This is a genomic window from Microbulbifer sp. 2205BS26-8, from assembly GCF_030731025.1.
In the GTDB taxonomy this organism is placed as follows: domain Bacteria; phylum Pseudomonadota; class Gammaproteobacteria; order Pseudomonadales; family Cellvibrionaceae; genus Microbulbifer; species Microbulbifer spongiae.
On the sequence record NZ_JAVAMR010000019.1, the window covers coordinates 36,860 to 55,353 of the forward strand.

General features: G+C 52.0%; 15 protein-coding genes. 12 read left to right on the forward strand and 3 right to left on the reverse strand.

Going from position 1 to position 18,494, the window contains the following annotated elements; translation table 11 throughout:
• Positions 1-11: 11 nt before the first annotated feature.
• Positions 12-893, reverse strand: a complete 882-nt coding sequence (locus Q5Y71_RS08630) for an acyltransferase (protein ID WP_306041693.1) — start codon at positions 891-893, stop codon at positions 12-14.
• Here Q5Y71_RS08630 and Q5Y71_RS08635 point away from each other — a divergent pair.
• The 6 genes from Q5Y71_RS08635 (at position 781) to Q5Y71_RS08660 (ending at position 8,424) form a co-directional block, all read left to right on the forward strand.
• Positions 781-1,287, forward strand: a complete 507-nt coding sequence (locus Q5Y71_RS08635; protein WP_306041695.1) for a hypothetical protein — start codon at positions 781-783, stop codon at positions 1,285-1,287. The two genes, Q5Y71_RS08630 and Q5Y71_RS08635, sit on opposite strands and share 113 nt — an antisense overlap.
• Positions 1,288-1,712: 425 nt before the next feature.
• On the forward strand, positions 1,713-2,378 hold the full coding sequence (locus Q5Y71_RS08640) for a hypothetical protein (RefSeq protein WP_306041656.1): 666 nt from the start codon (positions 1,713-1,715) through the stop codon (positions 2,376-2,378).
• Between the two features lie 153 nt (positions 2,379-2,531).
• The gene (locus Q5Y71_RS08645; RefSeq protein ID WP_306041657.1) at positions 2,532-3,155 is read left to right on the forward strand and encodes a cytochrome b; all 624 of its coding nucleotides are present in this window, start codon (positions 2,532-2,534) and stop codon (positions 3,153-3,155) included.
• The gene (locus Q5Y71_RS08650) at positions 3,152-3,721 is read left to right on the forward strand and encodes a YceI family protein (protein WP_306041658.1); all 570 of its coding nucleotides are present in this window, start codon (positions 3,152-3,154) and stop codon (positions 3,719-3,721) included. Before Q5Y71_RS08645 ends, Q5Y71_RS08650 begins: the two co-directional genes overlap by 4 nt.
• A gap of 546 nt (positions 3,722-4,267) precedes the next feature.
• On the forward strand, positions 4,268-5,242 hold the full coding sequence (locus Q5Y71_RS08655) for an FHA domain-containing protein (RefSeq protein WP_306041659.1): 975 nt from the start codon (positions 4,268-4,270) through the stop codon (positions 5,240-5,242).
• A 617-nt stretch (positions 5,243-5,859) separates the two neighbouring features.
• Complete coding sequence (locus Q5Y71_RS08660) at positions 5,860-8,424, forward strand: serine/threonine-protein kinase (protein ID WP_306041661.1); 2,565 nt, start codon at positions 5,860-5,862, stop codon at positions 8,422-8,424.
• A 640-nt stretch (positions 8,425-9,064) separates the two neighbouring features.
• Here Q5Y71_RS08660 and Q5Y71_RS08665 read toward each other — a convergent pair.
• A complete protein-coding gene (locus tag Q5Y71_RS08665) occupies positions 9,065-9,541 on the reverse strand; it encodes a hypothetical protein (protein WP_306041663.1) in 477 nt (158 codons plus the stop codon).
• A gap of 526 nt (positions 9,542-10,067) precedes the next feature.
• Between Q5Y71_RS08665 and Q5Y71_RS08670 the strand changes: the two genes are divergently transcribed.
• The 6 genes from Q5Y71_RS08670 (at position 10,068) to Q5Y71_RS08695 (ending at position 17,383) form a co-directional block, all read left to right on the forward strand.
• Complete coding sequence (locus Q5Y71_RS08670; RefSeq protein WP_306041665.1) at positions 10,068-11,849, forward strand: PLP-dependent aspartate aminotransferase family protein; 1,782 nt, start codon at positions 10,068-10,070, stop codon at positions 11,847-11,849.
• A gap of 107 nt (positions 11,850-11,956) precedes the next feature.
• Positions 11,957-13,255 (forward strand): S1C family serine protease, encoded by a 1,299-nt coding sequence (locus tag Q5Y71_RS08675; protein ID WP_306041667.1) that lies wholly within the window; start codon positions 11,957-11,959, stop codon positions 13,253-13,255.
• Positions 13,246-14,283, forward strand: coding sequence for an FHA domain-containing protein (locus Q5Y71_RS08680; protein ID WP_306041669.1), 1,038 nt, complete (start codon positions 13,246-13,248; stop codon positions 14,281-14,283). Before Q5Y71_RS08675 ends, Q5Y71_RS08680 begins: the two co-directional genes overlap by 10 nt.
• Positions 14,280-15,353 carry a histidinol-phosphate transaminase gene (gene hisC, locus Q5Y71_RS08685; protein WP_306041671.1) on the forward strand — a complete coding sequence of 358 codons (1,074 nt, stop codon included), beginning with the start codon at positions 14,280-14,282 and terminating at the stop codon, positions 15,351-15,353. Before Q5Y71_RS08680 ends, hisC begins: the two co-directional genes overlap by 4 nt.
• A gap of 76 nt (positions 15,354-15,429) precedes the next feature.
• Positions 15,430-16,377: a penicillin-insensitive murein endopeptidase gene (gene mepA, locus Q5Y71_RS08690; protein ID WP_306041673.1), complete on the forward strand. Its 948-nt coding sequence runs from the start codon at positions 15,430-15,432 to the stop codon at positions 16,375-16,377.
• A gap of 4 nt (positions 16,378-16,381) precedes the next feature.
• On the forward strand, positions 16,382-17,383 hold the full coding sequence (locus Q5Y71_RS08695; RefSeq protein ID WP_306041675.1) for a D-alanine--D-alanine ligase: 1,002 nt from the start codon (positions 16,382-16,384) through the stop codon (positions 17,381-17,383).
• Between the two features lie 34 nt (positions 17,384-17,417).
• On the opposite strand, the gene Q5Y71_RS08700 is transcribed toward Q5Y71_RS08695, so the two are convergent.
• Positions 17,418-17,987 (reverse strand): HNH endonuclease, encoded by a 570-nt coding sequence (locus Q5Y71_RS08700; RefSeq protein ID WP_306041677.1) that lies wholly within the window; start codon positions 17,985-17,987, stop codon positions 17,418-17,420.
• Positions 17,988-18,494: the final 507 nt, after the last annotated feature.

Consider the following 18,494-nt stretch of genomic DNA (forward strand, 5'->3'; position numbering starts at 1 on the left):
ACTTCAAAACTCTAGGCTCTGGCAGTATTTGCAAGCAACCTTTCAACCAGAGAATCCTTTTGCGCCCACAGTTCATACACCCAGCGGTTAAATTCAGCGCGAAACACCTGGTCATTAGCATAATCTGAAATGACAAACTTCTGCGGAATTTTAATCTGCTCTACACGGACAATCACCCGCTTCATCTTACCAGCAAGAAAATCCAAAAATGAAGGAATCCCATCGGGATACACGATGGTGATATTCAGTAATTGACTGAGTTGTTTACCCATACTTTGCATGGCAAAAGCAATACCGCCAGACTTGGGTTTTAGAAGATATTTGAATGGAGAACCCTGCCTATCATGTTTTTCACGGGTAAAACGCGTTCCTTCCAAAAAGTTCATGATGCTGGTTGGAATAAGCTTGAAGTGCTCACAGGCTTTCCGGGTGACTTCCAGGTCCTTACCACGCATTTCCGGGTGCCTTTCCAGAAACGTCTTGCTGTAGCGCTTCATAAAGGGAAAATCCAGTGCCCACCAGCATATTCCCATCACCGGGACCTTAATCAGTTCCTGCTTGATAAAGAATTTTAGAAAAGGGATTTTGCGGTTGAAAACTGATTGCAGCACAAAGATGTCAGCCCAGCTCTGATGATTGGAGGTGACCAGATACCAACCGTTTTTATCAAGATTTTCCGCTCCCTCTACATCCCAGTGCATTTTCTGGGTTAGTTTCATCCATCCTTTGTTCAGAGTAATCCATACACCCGCAATTCCCATAAATATGGAGGAAAAGAACTTGCGCAAACCAGAAAAGGGGAGGAGCAATCGAAGCACCACAAAAAATAAAATTGGTAAGAAACAGATAATAGTCACAACTGCCAACAGGCTCGAAGCCAAAACCAGAATCACTGAAGAGTGGAAAAAATTTAACATCTTGCACTTCTATGTTGTCTTTACCGGACACATTGTTTTTTTCTATAGCAAGGCAAGCGGCCAGCCTTTAATAGCTAATTACTCAGCCTCTGATAACCGTGCAATACCCGCCGGCGCAGGACTCGCTTACCCGGCTTCGGCCCTTGCTGGTCATAATGAGACATCCGGTCTCTACCCCGTCGCTTTGTCCATTTTAAAATTCAGCCGGAGTTGCTCCCACAGTGATACACACATGCCAAGAGTGGCCGCTATCGCAATGTGGAACTTTACTCACTTTTCTGCCGTCCACGAGCAAACACCATGGCACGGTCGTAATTCTGCTATCCGGCCCAACAACGGCGACTTGATATTTTTTGACCGTTTAGTCTGATTTACTCCGACCTCTCGAAGAAGACTTCAGAGAGGTGGAACAGATAAAATACCGGCTGTAAACAAGTCGAAAAGGGAGTTTGGGCCCCATATCCCGAGAAAGTAAAAAGCGTCATTGTACCTTTTCTGCCAATCCCATAAAGCCCTTTTTCACTTCAGACACCATTGAACTTGTGTGCCATCCCGATACCAAAGGTTTCCAGGCAAACGATTTTTTTTGGCTGCTAAACTGTTCAGTGACAACAAGTGCGGACACGCTATCCCTTTTAGTTCGGCAGATGTGCCTGAGCTGGAGGTTACGGCATAATTTGCACTACCCGACCCTATACGGAAAATCATGGCATTGGCACCACAAACCCGGGCTCGGTGGTTAAAGCCTGCCGGGCCCAGCTTTCGGAGATTGCGATACCACGCCAGGAGTCGCGCATGGGAACTACTGCAGGCAAACATTTCCATCGCAAACAGTGGCTGAGTGTCCAGCAGGCCATCAGTCACTTGAGCGCCCTGGCGGAAGAACCACTCACCAGCGCCCATCTCGCAGAGCTTGCTGAAGAGCAACTCCTCGACCTCTACTGGTACCGCCCCGGGCAGAAATTGACCTTTCAGGACCGTATTGGAATCCAGGAGCTGGTAGAGCCGCTGCGGCTCTGCACTGATAACCGTAGCGACTGGCGTGCCATTGTTGGGATTCTGCGCCATAACCCGGCTCTGCCCGCCTACGAGCAGGATACCCCCCTGCTGGAGGACGCCGAGGGCAATCGACTGCGCATTACTTTTGACTATAACCAGCGCCCTGAGCCCTATAGCAGCCGCTGGTATCCGAGCCTGGCGGAGCTGGTATTGAAGCGCAGTGATCTTGAGCAGCTTGAGCCTCGCCTGTTCTCCCCCCAGGAAACAGACAGCAGTTTGGAACGCCAGTTATTACTCGATGTGATCTGGCAGTTGGAGCAGTTGGCCCTGAATGGGAAGCACCACTCTGTCAGTTGGCTGGCAGATCAGCTTGCCAATGATTCCCCATCATTGGATCGCAATGACTGTGAACAAGTACTTCTCGCCGCTGAACACCAACATGCTCAACCCCGCGCTCATTAATCAAAATTTCACCGATAAGTAAGTGATCACTTACTTTTGATCCTGTTCTTTCTCCCTCCCACAGTCAAAGGCCGGCATTGGTCACAGGCCATAAAGGCGATACCCTAGCTTCGGTCTCCAAACACAGAAACCAAAGCCTTCTGGAGGTAGAACGTGCGCTTCAGGAATCACCAGACTCACTACGGCTGTATCGCCATCACATTACACTGGCTGATGGCACCGGGCATTATCGGTCTTTTTACGCTCGGATGGTGGATGCGTCAATTGTCCTACTACGATCCCTGGTATCAGCAAGCACCAGACATCCATAAAAGTATTGGCATACTGATGCTGTTCCTGCTCGTATTTCGATTGCTATGGCGCACTTTTAATCCTTCCCCACAAACACTGCCCACTACCCCACCGTGGCAAACCCTGGCTGCCAGGCTCACCCATGGCTTTATCTATTTGATATTATTGATCATCATGTTATCGGGATACCTGATCTCTACCGCAGATGGGCGAGCAATTGTAGTATTTGGCTGGTTCAGCCTACCGTCCACCATCCAGGGCATCCCAAACCAGGAGGATATTGCCGGCCGTGTGCATGCAATACTCGCCTGGAGCCTGATGGCTCTGGTCGCGGTACATGCCCTGGCCGCTTTGAAGCACCATTTTATCAACCGGGATACAACCCTGCTCAAAATGCTGGGCACCCCGACAAATCCCTCTTCAAGCAGTAATCGTGTTCAAAAGCAAACGACACTCACAAGTACAACAAAGGAAACTACACTATGAAAAAGCCCATCGCACTTGTCTTAGCAATGCTGTTGTTGGGTGCCACGGCACAGGCTGCGGAGTATCAAATTGATACCAAAGGCGCTCACGCTTTTGTTCAATTTCGCATCAAACACCTAGGTTACAGTTGGCTCTATGGCCGCTTTGACGACTTTAACGGTTCTTTCTTCTACGATGACAAAAAGCCCGAGGCGTCATCGGTCAATGTCAATATCGATGTGACCAGTCTGAACAGCAACCACGCCGAACGGGACAAACACCTTCGCGGAGCAGATTTCCTCAATGCGGTCAAATTCCCAACCGCCACTTTCAAAAGCACCAGTTTTGAACCCCTGGAAAATGGCAAGGCACGCCTGAATGGCGAATTGACCCTGCACGGTATCACCAAGCCAATAACCATTCAGGTAACCAACATTGGCGGGGGCAAGGACCCATGGGGAGGCTACCGCCAGGGCTTTAGCGGGACCACAGAGTTTGAGCTGAAAGACTTCGGTATTGATTACAACCTGGGTCCTGCATCGCAGACAGTGGAGATGATTCTGGATATCGAGGGAATCAGAATCTAGGCTCAGAGGTTCCACTCCGACCTATAAAGGGCCTTTGGCCATACCTGGCTGGGCCCTTAATTTGAGTTCCCGCAAAACCTATCCGGCAAGGCGCGTACTGCCGCCGCGGTCATGGCTTGATACCCAGAAATCCAATTAGCTCCTGTCGAAGTAGCCAAGTGTGGTTATTCGAAGCAGGAACCCAGACTTAGCCCCACACAGCCCCAAGGCCAGCGGGCGTCAATGAATGACCAAAGATTCTGGGCAGTGTGTCAGTTTTTCAAGGAAAGCGCCGAGAAATGACGCAGAAGGCCAACTCGAATGCGGGATAGTAATCGCAAACATTGCAATCACCCTTCAGATAGGTATAAATGACAAAATAACACTGAGCAACTTACACACCTTGTAAGCGAATGCTCACTCATAACAATTTTGAGCAAGTGCTCAGCGCGACAATGGCCCCAATAATCCCAGGATTTGTCTTACCCTATGTGATTAAGCCCGCACCTGGCTTTGAAGTAATAACAGTCTTACCCGCAAGGAGGCTCCGGTAACAGGACACAAGAAATGGCTTACCTGCAACATCCAGAAAGAGATCAACCGGTTTATCTTGTAGCGCACCATACAATCGGTCGCCGCCAGGGCGCCGTGGATACCCGTATAACCACCGCCGAGATTTCCGGTATCCACGCAGCCATCCAGTGGACCGGCACCCATTGGAATATTCGCGACCTCAGTCGCAATGGAACCTGGCTCAACGATCAACAATTGGTTCCCGCCAAGAATTACTCCCTGCAACACGGTGATAAAATCTGTTTTGGCCGGGCAAACAATCCCATCTGGGTTGTCGAGAACCTCGACGCACCTGAGAATCTACTGATTGATCTCCGAACCGGGGAAGCCCAATTGCTGGAACATTACCATTTGTTGCCGAATGAAAGCGAACCTCTGGCAAGCCTGCATTTTAATCCCATTACCGGGCAGTGGCAATATGAGTTCACCGGCAACTCAGCCGAGGGCGGCAACAGATCCCTGGTTGGCCACGATGACCGCATTGACTGCGGTTTGTGCAGTTGGCAGCTGTTTCTGGCCGACAACCAGGGGGCCACCAAAGAATTGGCTTTGCAGCAGCTGAGCATTACCGATTTTCACCTGCGCTTCTCGGTCAGCGCCCATGAAGAACATGTACAACTGCAGTTACAACAGGAAGAGTTGACACAGCCTCTTCCGGCACGCATTCACAACTACCTGCTACTCTATCTGGCGCGAGCGCGCTTTAAGGATATGCAAGACGGTATGGACCAGGATTCCCAGGGCTGGGTTTCCATTCAGGTTGCTACGCACGAATTGGGCATCACGGTCAACCACCTGAACACGCAGATTTTCCGGGCCCGCAAACAGATTTCCGAGTCGCTGCCGGATGCGGTAGACATCTCAAACCTTGTAGAGCGTCGATCATGGGAAATTCGTCTAGGCTGCCACCAGTTTGAGATCCACAAAAGTACCCAACTGGAGGCCAGGACTGACTCTGAGGAGGAGTAAACCAGGTCACGAACTCGAGCACCACAAGGAAAGTGGTACTCAATCGATTAATGGCCAATTCCAATTGTATAAATTACAGAAAAGTCAACAAACGGTCTTAGACAGAAAGAAAAACCGGGTGTGAACCTGATGAAGCCTTACCAACAAGGGGAGAAGATTACGGCTTGAATGAGAAATGCAAAATCTCACAACCGCGACTGTTTACCTTCACCGGAGGATTCAAGCTGAGGAACGGCTTCCCAACCCAAAAGATCATGGCTTACTTGGCCCGGCTTTGATTACAGCTGGTCAAATTTTATACTGATGCCTGTGCTGCTGAAAAGAAGTAGTCAGCGTATCGCAAACTATATGCTCGCTTTCATTTGACTAGTCCAGCCCATGAATTGTAGCCAACTTCAATCACTTTTATCAGTAGCAGCTGTGAAAGCATTGACACCCACATCAATTTTCATGATTTGCGTACCAACTCACCTATGTTATGTTCTCCCCATAGAATTACCAACAACCCAAAAGCAATAAGATAACGTGAACCATGCCACTTTGATTAAAGAGATATGTCTTCACGAACCCGTGTCATCGGGTAAAATCCCCCGTCTATCCAGAAAGATCAAAGTACAATGGACGTAGTCGCGCTGGAGAAAACAGAGGTATATCAAGGCCGCTACAGTGTAGAGGGCACTCTAGGCGCCGGTGGCATGGGTGTCATCTACCTGGCGAAAGACGTCAAACTCGGGCGCAAGGTGGCAATCAAACAACTGCGTTCAGACCTCAAAGGTGACTCCGCAGAGGCCCGCTTTCATCGCGAAGCACAGCTGCTTGCAAGGCTCAACCACTCCAACATTGTACGGCTGTATGATGTGCTGGAGGATGGCACCCGTACTGCCCTGGTAATGGAACTGGTGGAGGGCGTGACACTCAGGGAATGGATGCGCGAGCATGCTGCCTCTCTCGGGGAGAAGCTGGATCTGCTGATGCAAATCTGCAAGGGGCTGGGCAAGGCCCACTCCCTGGGTATTATCCACCGAGACCTCAAACCAGAAAATATCCTTGTCACCAATGATGGTATCGCCAAAATAACCGACTTTGGCATTGCCAAGGCCTTGGATTGCGACCAACAACTGACTCGCGAAGACCATATTGCAGGCAGTGTGCAGGCCATGTCCCCGGAGCAGGTGCAGGGGGCTCCAGTGGATGCCCGCAGCGACCTGTTCAGCCTGGGCAGCATTGCCTTTGAGCTGCTCTGTGACAAGAAGCCGTTTGAGCGCGGGGACTTGTGCGCGCTGGCCTTTGCCCAACAGATCACCAGCAAGCCCCATATTCCCCCACAACAAGCCTGGCCAGAGATTCCAAAGACACTGGCAGCCCTGCTGGATCACTTGTTGAGTAAACGCCCCGAACAGCGCCCGGATTCCGTTCAGCAAGTTTATGAAGCACTGGAACTGGTGGGTAAGCACGGTATCACTGCAGATACCCAGAAATATTCAGAAACTGTCACTCAGCTGCTAGTGAAACCACGCAAGAAAGGTAGGCGTATTGCAGCACATCTCGCCATAATTAGCAGTATCTTGGGTGTGGGGATATTTTGGGCTTGGCAAACTTTTATGCAGCTGCCACCTCAATATATTGCAATTTTACCTGTACAACTAAGTGGTGAGATATCAGCACAAGGAGAAAAAAATGTAAAACCTCTTTTTACAGCAATGGTACGCCAAGCTCTCACTAATGCAACCGCACAATTAAAATCCAGCGCGCTTGTAAGCCATACGCCAAGTACAACCATCACCATTGAAGAACAGATTCAGAAATTAAATAGTAGAGGAATTACTGACGCGCTTCTAGCTCAATTAAACTGCATAGAACTTCGCTGCAATATCGAACTTCAAAGAATAAATGTTAACAATCAACAAATTGTAAAACAGATAAGCTTTCCCGTTCTCTCAGACTCCGGTCAGACCCAACAAGCTCAGCATACCATTACCAATAATACGGCAGCGCTCTTTCCAGAGGATTACCGCAAAAAGCCAACCACCGAAATGAAAATGGATGCGGTAGATTACAACCATTATTTGAAATTATTATCCAAATTAAGCCAAAATGACAACCTTCAAGAGGATGATTTGGATTTTTTAGAAGAATTAATTGCAAAATACCCAAGAAACACCAACACTTACAGAACCTATGCAGAGGTCGCAGCTAGTATTTATAACGCCACTAACAACTCAAAGGTTCTCACATCGACTCTAGGCATACTCTCTAGTGCAGAGGGCTCGGGCACCGATGAAGTCGCGCTACTCGAAGCCAAACTAAGAATCAAGTCTTATGGAGCGGATCGGCAAGGTTTTGAATCCATACTGAGCAAACTACAATCCAAAGGTTATCCTTCTGCATATATATTGGCCGAGTTTGCCCGCTTTCAATATTTACAAGGTAACTACTCGGATGGGCTTGCCTATGCAAAACAGGCTGCAAACCTACGCCCTACACCTCACAACACTTATCTGGTAGCCATCAACCAGTTAGCAACTGCGAACTATGACTCCGCCAGAAGTACCTTACAAAAGCTAAATAAACAATGGCCTGAATACTGGCCAGCCTTTTCCGCTCTGGGAGCTATTGAGCTAGAACTCGGAAACATAACACTTGCCGAACAGGCCATTACCACAATTCCAAAAAATATTCGCACCTGGCGCACCAAAAGTAATCTGGGAACGGTCTTTTTTTTACAGGGCAAATATTCGCAAGCACTCGGCGTTTACCAGGAAGTTTTACAAAACTCTCCAAATAATATAGCGATAACCTTCCATATGGCGGAAGTCTATTTGATGCAAGGAAATAAAGCCAAGGCCAACGAATACTTTAACCAAGTTATTGTGCTCACCAATGAAAACTCTTCTCTTAATAACTGGCAGCATCGTGCGTTAGCATTAGCTTATCTTGGAAACACTGCGAGCTCAGTAGCCCTAGCCATGAAGTTACTTAGAGAGGTCCCGGAACATACCTATACAAAATATACTGCAGTTCAGGTGTACGCTCTCGCCGGAGAATGGCAGTCAGCAAATTACTATCTGGAGCAGCTGCTATCCCAGGGCATGAGCCCAGAATGGTTTAACCTGCCTGCTTTTCAACTTATCTGCGCACAACCGCAAACCTCTCAAGCTGTTCTCAATACAATGTGTCGCTAATTCCAAGTGCCCACGAGTTGCTATTTCCCACCAATCTCGTTGTATCCTAACATTCTACACTTTGTTTTATTTCTGCCTTCTGCCCCTAACCGATTAAAAAATGATCACAATAGTAGTTTAAACACAGGGAGGATAGTACAAAATTGAAAATCCACTAGACCCTAAGGTAAATTTCTGGTATCTATAAATAGTTGTTCTGGTCGCTTTATATTGTATGGTTATAGATTAAACAGTCCCTATAAAAAGGAGATACAACATGCATACTGAAACTGATATTCAAGCTGGACCTCAAGCTCACATTGATGACCCACTTTAGCCTGAATTTTAACTAATTCAGATACTAAACGGCGGAGAGTCTTACCATTATCAATTTTCAAAAAAATTCGATAAGAAGTTCCGCCGTGTCCAAATAGCTACCAGTCTTAATTCACCTTGTCATTTCTTCCACGTCATAAGATGTTATCAGTCGTGACTTGATACCCAACTCAGGCCTGCTGATCCTGCACCATCGTTGGGCTTGGCTTGCTCCGTGGCTAATGTCGCCCATGATCCACGAAATCCTACCAATATTAAACAAAGCGCTGAACAACTTTTGTGCTAGAGAGTGCATACCGATCTTCGACATAGTCAATCGCTCGATTTATAACGGATCAACATGAGCTTGCGGGTCCCCGGAAACAAAATGCATTCCCGTTTCCGGGTCCACGCACTTCCACAGGAAGGAAAAGTTATCCGGGATATGCTTCTTATCCCGGATCTTAATCACCAGTTTCGTGTACTCCCGATCCACCGCCTTCGCACGGGAACGGAACTGATGGCGGAAGTCCGGGCTCAGAGCGATAATGCCGTCCAGTTTGTGGTAAGGACAGCGGGCAAATTCCAGTTCACGACACGGCACCTCAGACAGATCCAGGGTAATTTTCAGGGTGACCACACCGCCCTTGTGGATTTTAAAGCGCATATTGCCAAAGTGTTCTTCCGGATTGTCGGCATTAAACAGCGGCCAGTACTGGAGTTCACCGCCTACAGGCTCTCTGGGTCTCAAGACCAAATCCAGCTTCAGACCCTCTTTTGGTACTTCGCACTCCAATACGGGTAAGTCGGCACAAGCGACCATTGTGTATCCCCTTTGCTACAATTTGTTATCTGGTGTCACTACCTGGACACGAATTATCCGGTAAAATACGTCTGTGACACCGTTATCTTAATCTATTCGAATTAAAAAAAAGCCGGCAGTAATGACACTGCCGGCCCGGAAGGATGGTCCCAGCCATCGACGGTTACAACAACACTATCAAGAGCACAATTTGACATCCCTGCTCGGACAAGCCCATCCGGAAACCCCGACCAACATTCTGTATCTATCGGGTCCATTCTGATCGTTCAGCTTGCGCTGAATCCACAGCCTGCCCACACGGTTCACGAACGCACGGCAATCAAACCTGTTTCCTGCACTGAAACTGGCCACACCCCGGCGATACAGCCCAGCTAGCCTTGCCCTTTCAGCAAGCGTCACTATACAAACGGCCCCATTACAGGTCTATCACATCCAATTACACAAAATTACTTACCAGGTGTTCTAACCGCCGCTGTAGGCTGTTAGAGTCAAGGTATAACAATAAGCTTCAACCAATGAGGATACGATGGAAGTTAAGCTTGAAGATGTAAAAGTTCTCTCTCCCCTGCGCAACAGTACGGAGGCCAGCAGTATCGAGGCACTGGCGCGGGAGCAATTGCAGCACTTCTGTATTGATGTAGAGTCGGAGCACGGTCGGGTACTAGAGCAAACCGCGGCACTTCTGTACCGGGCCCAGGGCAATCTGGCCCAGTTGTGGAACCAGGTCACTGATACCCTGAAGCGCCTGGATCGATCTGACAAAATCGCCTACTTTAATGCCAAGCGCTTTATGAGCTTCCAACTGGCAAAGCTGCTGGATACCCTGCAAAACCCGCTGCGCGCGAGTTTCCAGAGCCTGCAAGGGGACGACTTCAATATCACCACCCGCGGCGGCTACCCTTTGTTCGATAATATCCCGGCGATTTTCTCCGCAACGCCGGTGATTGCCCGCACCGCCACCTATATTTACGCCTGTACCGAATGGGTGGATGACGCCTTCCGTGGCCGCGAGCCCAGTCACGATATCTACTCCCGCCTCCTCAACCCCACATCAATCTCCCTGGCCAATGCCATTGTAGATCTGGAATGCGGCCCGGAGGCGAACGCGTATATGGCCTGGAATTTCAATTCCGGCATGGCAGCGATCGATGCACTGCTTGCAAACCAGTTACGCCGCGGGGATATTCTGATTGTCTCCAGGAATATCTACGGTGGTGTACACCAGTTGCTGCAGGATTTTTATGCCCGCAAAGACAAGTTTGCAATTGAACTTGTCTGGTTTGATGGCACCAGTGGCGCGGACTTCGGCGCGCTGCTGCAGGAAACCCAACGCAACTACACTGAAAAATTACACGAGGGGGCCAGGATTCATGTCTATATCGAATCGCCCTGTAATCCCCACGGTATCATGCTGGATGTTCCTGGCATCTGTAGAGCGGCGCACCAAGAGAATATCCTGGTGAGCCTGGATGCCACCCTAGCCACACCCTTCCTGTACCAGCCACTGCGCCGTGAAAACCGCGCAGAGCGCCCGGATTTTGTTGTGCACTCCTACACTAAGGATATTGGCGGTACCGGTGCCGCCACCGCAGGTGTTGTGATTGGGGAAAACCACCGCATGTTTATTCCCAAGGGAGACAGTGCCAAGGGACTCAACTGGGACCAGTGCATGTTCTGGGATGTCTATTACATCAAAGGTGCCTTTCTGGATGCGGACAAAGCCTGGGAAGTACACTGTGGCATGCGTACCCTGGAAATGCGCATGCTCACCAAATGCATCAATACCCAAAGCCTCAGCCACTTCTTTGCCAGCCACGCAAAAATCCGGGTAAACAGCCACGCGCTTGAAAGCCATCCAAATGCCAAAATGCGTGAGCAACTGATGCGCTACCAGCTGCCGACACCGCTGTTCAGTATCGATATGGAAGCCGCGGAGCTGCCCACAGAGGCATTCAAAAGTTTCTTTGATGCCCTGGAGCCCGCTTTCGGGCAGATGGTGAGCCTGGGTCAGACCAATACCATGGTGCTCTGCCCCGCCCTGACCTCCCACTCGGAACTATCCCCCGAGGCGATGGAAGCAGCAGATATTTTCCCCACTACTATCCGGATTTCCGTGGGGGATGAAAATATGGCCCAAATGGCGGCCCATGTAATCAGTTGCGCACGGCTGCACCTGGATCCGATAGCTCCGGGGTTCAGTGGGGGCTTTATGGCGCCGGAGGAAGCCGACGCACTCTTCACTCGTTTCTATCTGGAGTCACACCGGAAAGTGGTGCAGGCACAACCGAAAATAGCCGACTACCTGTAAAGGGAGTTTTAGCGCACACCGCCGCCTTACAAACGGCGGCGCGCGCTTGTTGCACTGCCCCATATCCCGTACCATCCCTGTTTCTGTCCATAATTTAATCAAACAAAATGCCGAACTCTTCCGTACCCCTGTTGGCCTTGATGCTGTGTTGTTTGTCTGCACTGGCGATGGCGCAAGGCTATGAGCAGCTCTACAGCGACTATCGCGGCAGCCTCTACCAGATTCGCCTGATCGAAAAATCCTCCAACTCCAAAGCCGGCCTTGGCTCCGGATTCCAGATCTCTGCCGATGGGCTGGTTGCCACAAACTATCACGTGGTCGCACAGGCAGTCAGTGATCCCGACAAGTACACCCTGGAATACCTTTCCACCGACGGCACCAAGGGTGCGTTGACATTGCTGGATATCGATGTGGTGAACGACCTGGCCCTGCTGCGCCAGGACAAGCCCGGTAAGGAATACCTGCAACTGGCCGAGGACGCGCCAAAAAAAGGCGAAACTATTGTGTCGCTCGGCAATCCCCTGGACCTGGGCATGACGCTCATCCCCGGTACCTATAACGGTATCGCCGGCGGCAGTTTTTACGACCGCATCCACTTTGCCGGCTCCATCAATCCCGGTATGAGTGGCGGACCTGCCATTAACACCGCGGGCCAGGTGGTGGGTATCAATGTGGCAACGGCAGGCAACCAGGTCAGTTTTCTGGTGCCTGTCGACAAGCTCTCCACGCTGCTGAAGCACTTTCACCAGCGTGAAGGCCAACTGGACCTCAAAGCGGTGACCTACCAGCAGCTGCTGGAGAACCAGAAGCGCATCATCCATTCCATATTGCAGGCGGACTGGCAGCGCCGTGCCCTGGGAGAGGCCAAGGTGGTCGGGGAAATCGTGCCGGCAATCAAGTGCTGGGGCAACAGCCAGGAGAGTGATGACAGCCCCATCAAGCGTATTGACAAAGGCTGTACAGGGCAGGACGTGGTCTTTCTCTCCGACGACTTCAATACCGGCAGGGTCGAATATGAATTTTTCTGGCTGGAAGCGGAAGACCTGCTGCCGGCGCGCTTCTACGCAGAATATGAGCAGCAGATGAGCACCTTTTACCCCGGCAACAGTGCCGGGGAAGAGGACGTGACCAACTTCCGCTGCCGCCAGGCATTCACCTCCCAGCCGCGCAATGGCAATGACCGCGTGTCAAAGCCGGAACGCGGACGCAAACCGCTGATCACACGCACCAGCTACTGTGTAAGACGCTATAAGGATTTTCCCGATCTGTACGATATTTTCTTCCTGAGTCTCAGCGTGGATCAGAAAAATCGTGCATTGGTCAGCCACTTCACCCTGTCCGGCTTCACCCGGGAATCCGCCGACGCCTTTTTCGAAAAGTTTACAAGCGAGATCCAATGGCTCTGATTATTGAAGAACTGAACCGTGCCCATCGGGTACAGGCACGCTACCGTATGGACGGGGACCGGTTTACCCTGGGTCGCGCCTACAGTAACGATGCCATTCTTGAGGATATTCATACCGATGCCCGCCACGCGGAAATCCGCCTCGGGGAAGACGACCACTACTACCTGCAGGACCTGAACAGTACCAACGGCAGCCAACTGCTGGGTAACCTCAACGACAGGTCCGTCAAGCCCTGCACAATCTCGTCACACCAGATCGCCTCCGGGGATCTGGTGCAGTGTGGCAAATCCCGTCTGCGGCTGTTTTATTGTAACGACGTGGTACCTGAAGCGACCCCCCTGCATTCGCTGGAAAGTCTCTTTTCAAGCCTGTCCCGCCCCGTTGCAGCCGTACTGCTCGTCTTGGGGGTTGCCATTTCCATGCTGCTGCTCAGCTACCTGGGCTATGCACGCACCTACGAGTGGACGATCGCCATTAATATTCTCGCGAGCGTCATTGTCGGGCTGGTGGTATACGCGGGTGCCTGGGCTTTTGTGGGAAGGGTAGTGCGCCACGAAACCCACTTCTTCGCACACCTGTCCATCGCCGCGATCGGGGCCCTGAGCTATACGGTTTGGGAGTGGTTCAGCGGTGTGCTGAATTACAATTTCGCCATTGGCACTTGGATGGAGACTCTCGACTTCGCAGTGTTGATCATCATACTGCCGTCGATGCTCTGGTGTGCCTGTTACCTGGCGACCAACCTCGGTCGCGGCTGGCGCTGGTCCGTCGCACTGGTACTGCCCCTCGGCTTTCTGGGACTCAACCTGGTGGAGAGTATCAGTCAACTCAATGACTTCAGTGAAGCACCGGAAATTTCCACCGAACTGAAATACGATAATATGCTGCTGCGCAAACCGGTACCCATGCAGGAGTTTATTGCCAGTTCGCCGGCGCTGTTCGATATTCCCATCGAGAAAGACGAGCCAAACGAAAAAGCCAGCGCCTCCAGTGGCGGCGAAGGCAGCAATACAGAGGTAGAGCCATGAGTGGGGCGTTTTGGAGCCCTGGCTTGGGACAGCTGGAACCCTACACCCCCGGCGAGCAACCCGACAGCGGAGCCTGCATCAAGCTCAATACCAACGAAAACCCCTATCCCCCATCGCCCCGGGCACTGGCACTGCTCACCAGCGGGGACTTTGCCAATGCCCTGCGCCGCTATCCCGACCCGGAGTCCTGTCAGCTGCGCACCACCATCGCCCACCGCTATGGGCTGAAACCGGCTCAGGTCTTTGTCGGCAATGGTTCCGACGAGGTGCTGGCACTGAGTTTTTACAGCTTCTTCCGGCGTCCGGAACCCCTGCTCTTTGCCGATATTACCTACAGTTTCTACCCGGTTTATTGCCAGCTTTTCGGTATCACCAACCGCGCTGTGCCCCTCAAGGAGGACTTCACGATAGAGGTGCGGGACTTTGCCGGCAGGGCCGGGGGCGTGATTATTCCCAACCCTAATGCCCCCACCGGGTGTTATCTTCCTCTTGAAAACATTGAAGCGCTGCTGCAGCTACAACCCAATCGCGTTGTCATCATCGACGAAGCCTATATTGATTTTGGCGGAGAGAGTGCGATATCACTGATCAACCGCTACCCGAATCTGCTGGTGATCCACACACTGTCGAAGTCCTATGCCCTGGCGGGGTTGCGGCTGGGGTTCGCCATGGGTCAGGAACCATTGATTCAGGGGCTGCTGCGGGCCAAGAACTCCTTTAACCCCTACCCCATTGATGCCATTGCGCAGCAGGTGGCGACTGCCGCTATTGGCGACAAGGCCTGGCACGCTGACAACTGCGGCAAGGTTATCGCCACTCGCAAGCGCAGCGAGCGGGCCCTGCAAGCACTGGGTTTTACGGTCATTCCCTCGCGCGCGAACTTTATCCTGGCCAAGCCCCCGGCGCCTGGTGCCGAAGCGCTTTACCAGGCCTTGCGCAAGCGGGATATCCTGGTGCGCTATTTCGATCAACCCCGTATCCGGGACTACCTGCGTATCTCCATTGGCACCGATGTGGAGATGGATCAACTGATAGGGAACTGCACAGAGATACTTGCATCACAGAGCTAGTGCGCTGTCTATCTATACTCTTCAGGGCCGTGTCCACTGCGGCTCGATTTTGTGACTTATTGGTAATCCGGGACCCATGCAGCTTTTTTCCGCACACCCCAGACCTGACAAGCCCCACACCCGCCACGCTAAAACCGGGCCTTTCAAACGGCCATCCCTTTTTCTGGTTTTTGCCATCCTCACCGTGAGCGCCCTCAACCCGGATCGGGTTCTGGCCAATGCCTGGGAAGCGGTAAAGGGACCCAGCGCTCAGGGCGCCGCCAGTATTGGTACCTACACCAATGGTTGTCTCGCCGGTGGTGAAACCCTGCCCCTGCGGGGCGAGGGCTACCAGTTGGTGCGCACTGGTCGCGCGCGCCACTTTGCTCACCCGGCCACCATCGCCTTTTTGAAAGATCTCTCACAAAGTGTTGCGCAGCATCAGCTTGGCCGCATACAGATCGGCGATATGTCCATGGCCAGAGGCGGCCCCTTTGGCAACAGCGGGCACAGCAGCCATCAGACGGGCCTGGATGTGGATATCTGGTACTCCCAGGATCTGCGCGCAGCAGAGCGCCCGCTGACCCGCTGGGAGCGTGACAATATCTCTGCCATCCCCCTGGCAGATGCGCGCAGACATCGCCTGATCGAGGAGAATTGGGACGAGCGGGTCCCCCAAATTCTGCGTCTGGCCGCACAAGACAAGCGGGTGGAGCGCATATTCGTGCATCCCACCATCAAGCGTCACCTGTGTGAAATCACCGGCCCAAACCGCGAGTGGCTGCGCAAGGTGCGCCCCTGGTGGGGGCACAACTATCACTTTCATGTACGCCTCACCTGCCCCCCCGGTGACAGCACCTGCACGCCCCAGGCACCAGTGCGCACCGAGCCTTGCGGCAATGACCTGGATTGGTGGTTCTCCGACGAGTTCTACGCAATACTGAATGGCACAAAGGCCAAACCGACCAGGCCCAAACCAAAAACAATGCCACAACAGTGCCGACAGGTTTTGCTTGCACCCTCAACGGGCGCCACAACGGATTAACGGTATGATCAACACTTTGCTCATTTGCGGCGGTGGCGGCAGCGAACACGCCGTCTCCCTGCGCACCGCAGCCTTTATCGAGGAGCAACTGGGCAAAGCCGCGGATATCGCGCTGATGCAAGTGGAGATGGATGCCAGTGGTTGCCTCACGGATAAAGAGGGCCGGGTTTACCATATTTTTTACGACCAAAAAATCCGTGACGAGGAAGGCAACGCCTGGGCCGTGGACTATGTGATTCCGGCCATTCATGGTTATCCCGGAGAGACCGGCGACCTGCAATCACAGCTGGATATGTTCGGCATCCCCTATTTCGGCTCTGCTCCGGAAGCGAGCAAACTCTGCTTCAATAAAATCAATGCGAAACTGTGGCTGAGCGCCCTGGGAATACGCAACACGCCCTACCTGTTCCTGTGCAGTTTTGAACCTTCCGAACTGGATAGAGCCTACGCCGCGCTGGAAACATGGGGAGCGGTGTTTGTCAAAGCCTCCAATCAGGGGTCTTCCGTCGGCTGCTACAAGGTCACTTCCCCAAAGGCATTGAAAGCGGCTGTAGAGGAAGCCTTCAGCCTCTCCCCCTATGTACTGGTGGAAAAGGCACTGGAAGCACGCGAACTTGAGGTCGCGGTGTATACCTATCACCACGAACTGATTGCCACTCGCCCCGGTGAAGTGCGCGCGCCGGCAGATACCTTTTATACCTACCGGGAAAAGTATACCGAAAGCAGCCGCGCCACCACCTTTGTCGAGGCGCAGGGACTGACCGCAGCACAACTTGGCTGGATACAGGAGGTCTCAATACGCAGTTTCAAGGCGCTGAAGCTAAAGGATTTATCCCGGATTGATTTTTTCCTGACAGAAGCCGGAGATCTTTATCTCAATGAAGTCAATACTTTTCCCGGCATGACCCCAAACTCCATGTTTCCGAAAATGCTGGAAAATCACGGCCACCATTTTACCCAATTTCTCACCAGCCTGATTCGCGCTGCGGTTTCCAGGAGGCGCTAACTTCTGCCGGCCTGCGCCCATTTTCCTTTCGGATTTAATGCAGCAGCCAACCTTGCTGCCTGCGCCGGGAAAATTGGCTGCGCAGGAATTCCATCTGGTCACCGCGGATCCGCTCACTGTTAATCAGCGCCAAATATTCCGCTGCATTGGGACAAAACGGCAGCGCCAACAGTTCCATGTGAATGTCCTCAAGCAGGTGGTGGCCTTTATGTTGGTTGCAGCGCCTGCAGGCGGTCACCACATTCTCCCAGGAATCCATGCCCCCTTTCGACAGTGGAATCACGTGATCACGGGTCAGCTCACTGGGTTTGAACGCAATGCCACAATAAAGGCAGGTTTGCACATCGCGAAAAAACAGCGCTCGGTTTGTCAGTGGCGGACGACTGCGCGGGCGTGCCATACGCCTACCCCCACAGGCAATAATCGCCGCCAGGTCCAGACCGGAGCGCTCGCCGCTGCGGTTAAACCCGCCGCGAACCCGCAGCACAACACCACCTAACGACCAGGTCACCAGTTCCCGCACATACAGGCAGGACGCCTCCTGCCAAGTGAGCCACTCGAGCGGTTGCCCGGCCAGATTCAGACGTAAAATTCTCGCTTGCACAGCTCTGCCTCCCCGCAGTCAAACAAAATAAACCAGCCGGAAAACCCGGCCATCCCAGGCACCGAAGGGACTATTTTTAAACAGTGCCAGACCCAGCACTGGCAATCTGGAAAGACACGAGGAAAAAGAGAGCAGCGGAGTTCACTACCAGCAAAAACTGTTGACATCCACAAAAAGAAAAATCCGGCGGGTTCACTGGATTGACCGGTTGGGATTGCGACCGGTACAGCGGCAGGCATCCGGCCTTGCAATGCAACCGGGGGGGAAACGGGTACCTCCGGGAATAGATTACTGAATGCGCCACCCTCCGCCGGCCCGGAGCAAAGTCGGCCAGCCTCTCCCCATTAAAGCGGATTAAGATTACAAATTCCAGACAAGCACTGCGTCACCGGCAGGGCGAAGAAAACCATTTCGAAGGGATCATTACTGCCAAATCCATTGGCATAATGACTGTTCAATGAAAAAAGAGAAAAAAGACAGTAATGTTAAGGGGATTAAAACACCGCC

Excerpts from the sequence above, each read along its gene's own strand:
- Q5Y71_RS08655 (WP_306041659.1), top strand. The coding sequence starts at position 4,268 with ATGGCTTACCTGCAACATCCAGAAAGAGATCAACCGGTTTATCTTGTA.
- Q5Y71_RS08640 (WP_306041656.1), top strand. The coding sequence starts at position 1,713 with ATGGGAACTACTGCAGGCAAACATTTCCATCGCAAACAGTGGCTGAGT.
- Q5Y71_RS08660 (WP_306041661.1), top strand. The coding sequence starts at position 5,860 with ATGGACGTAGTCGCGCTGGAGAAAACAGAGGTATATCAAGGCCGCTAC.
- Q5Y71_RS08675 (WP_306041667.1), top strand. The coding sequence starts at position 11,957 with ATGCCGAACTCTTCCGTACCCCTGTTGGCCTTGATGCTGTGTTGTTTG.
- hisC (WP_306041671.1), top strand. The coding sequence starts at position 14,280 with ATGAGTGGGGCGTTTTGGAGCCCTGGCTTGGGACAGCTGGAACCCTAC.
- Q5Y71_RS08650 (WP_306041658.1), top strand. The coding sequence starts at position 3,152 with ATGAAAAAGCCCATCGCACTTGTCTTAGCAATGCTGTTGTTGGGTGCC.
- Q5Y71_RS08665 (WP_306041663.1), bottom strand. The coding sequence starts at position 9,541 with ATGGTCGCTTGTGCCGACTTACCCGTATTGGAGTGCGAAGTACCAAAA.
- Q5Y71_RS08695 (WP_306041675.1), top strand. The coding sequence starts at position 16,382 with ATGATCAACACTTTGCTCATTTGCGGCGGTGGCGGCAGCGAACACGCC.
- Q5Y71_RS08680 (WP_306041669.1), top strand. The coding sequence starts at position 13,246 with ATGGCTCTGATTATTGAAGAACTGAACCGTGCCCATCGGGTACAGGCA.
- mepA (WP_306041673.1), top strand. The coding sequence starts at position 15,430 with ATGCAGCTTTTTTCCGCACACCCCAGACCTGACAAGCCCCACACCCGC.
- Q5Y71_RS08670 (WP_306041665.1), top strand. The coding sequence starts at position 10,068 with ATGGAAGTTAAGCTTGAAGATGTAAAAGTTCTCTCTCCCCTGCGCAAC.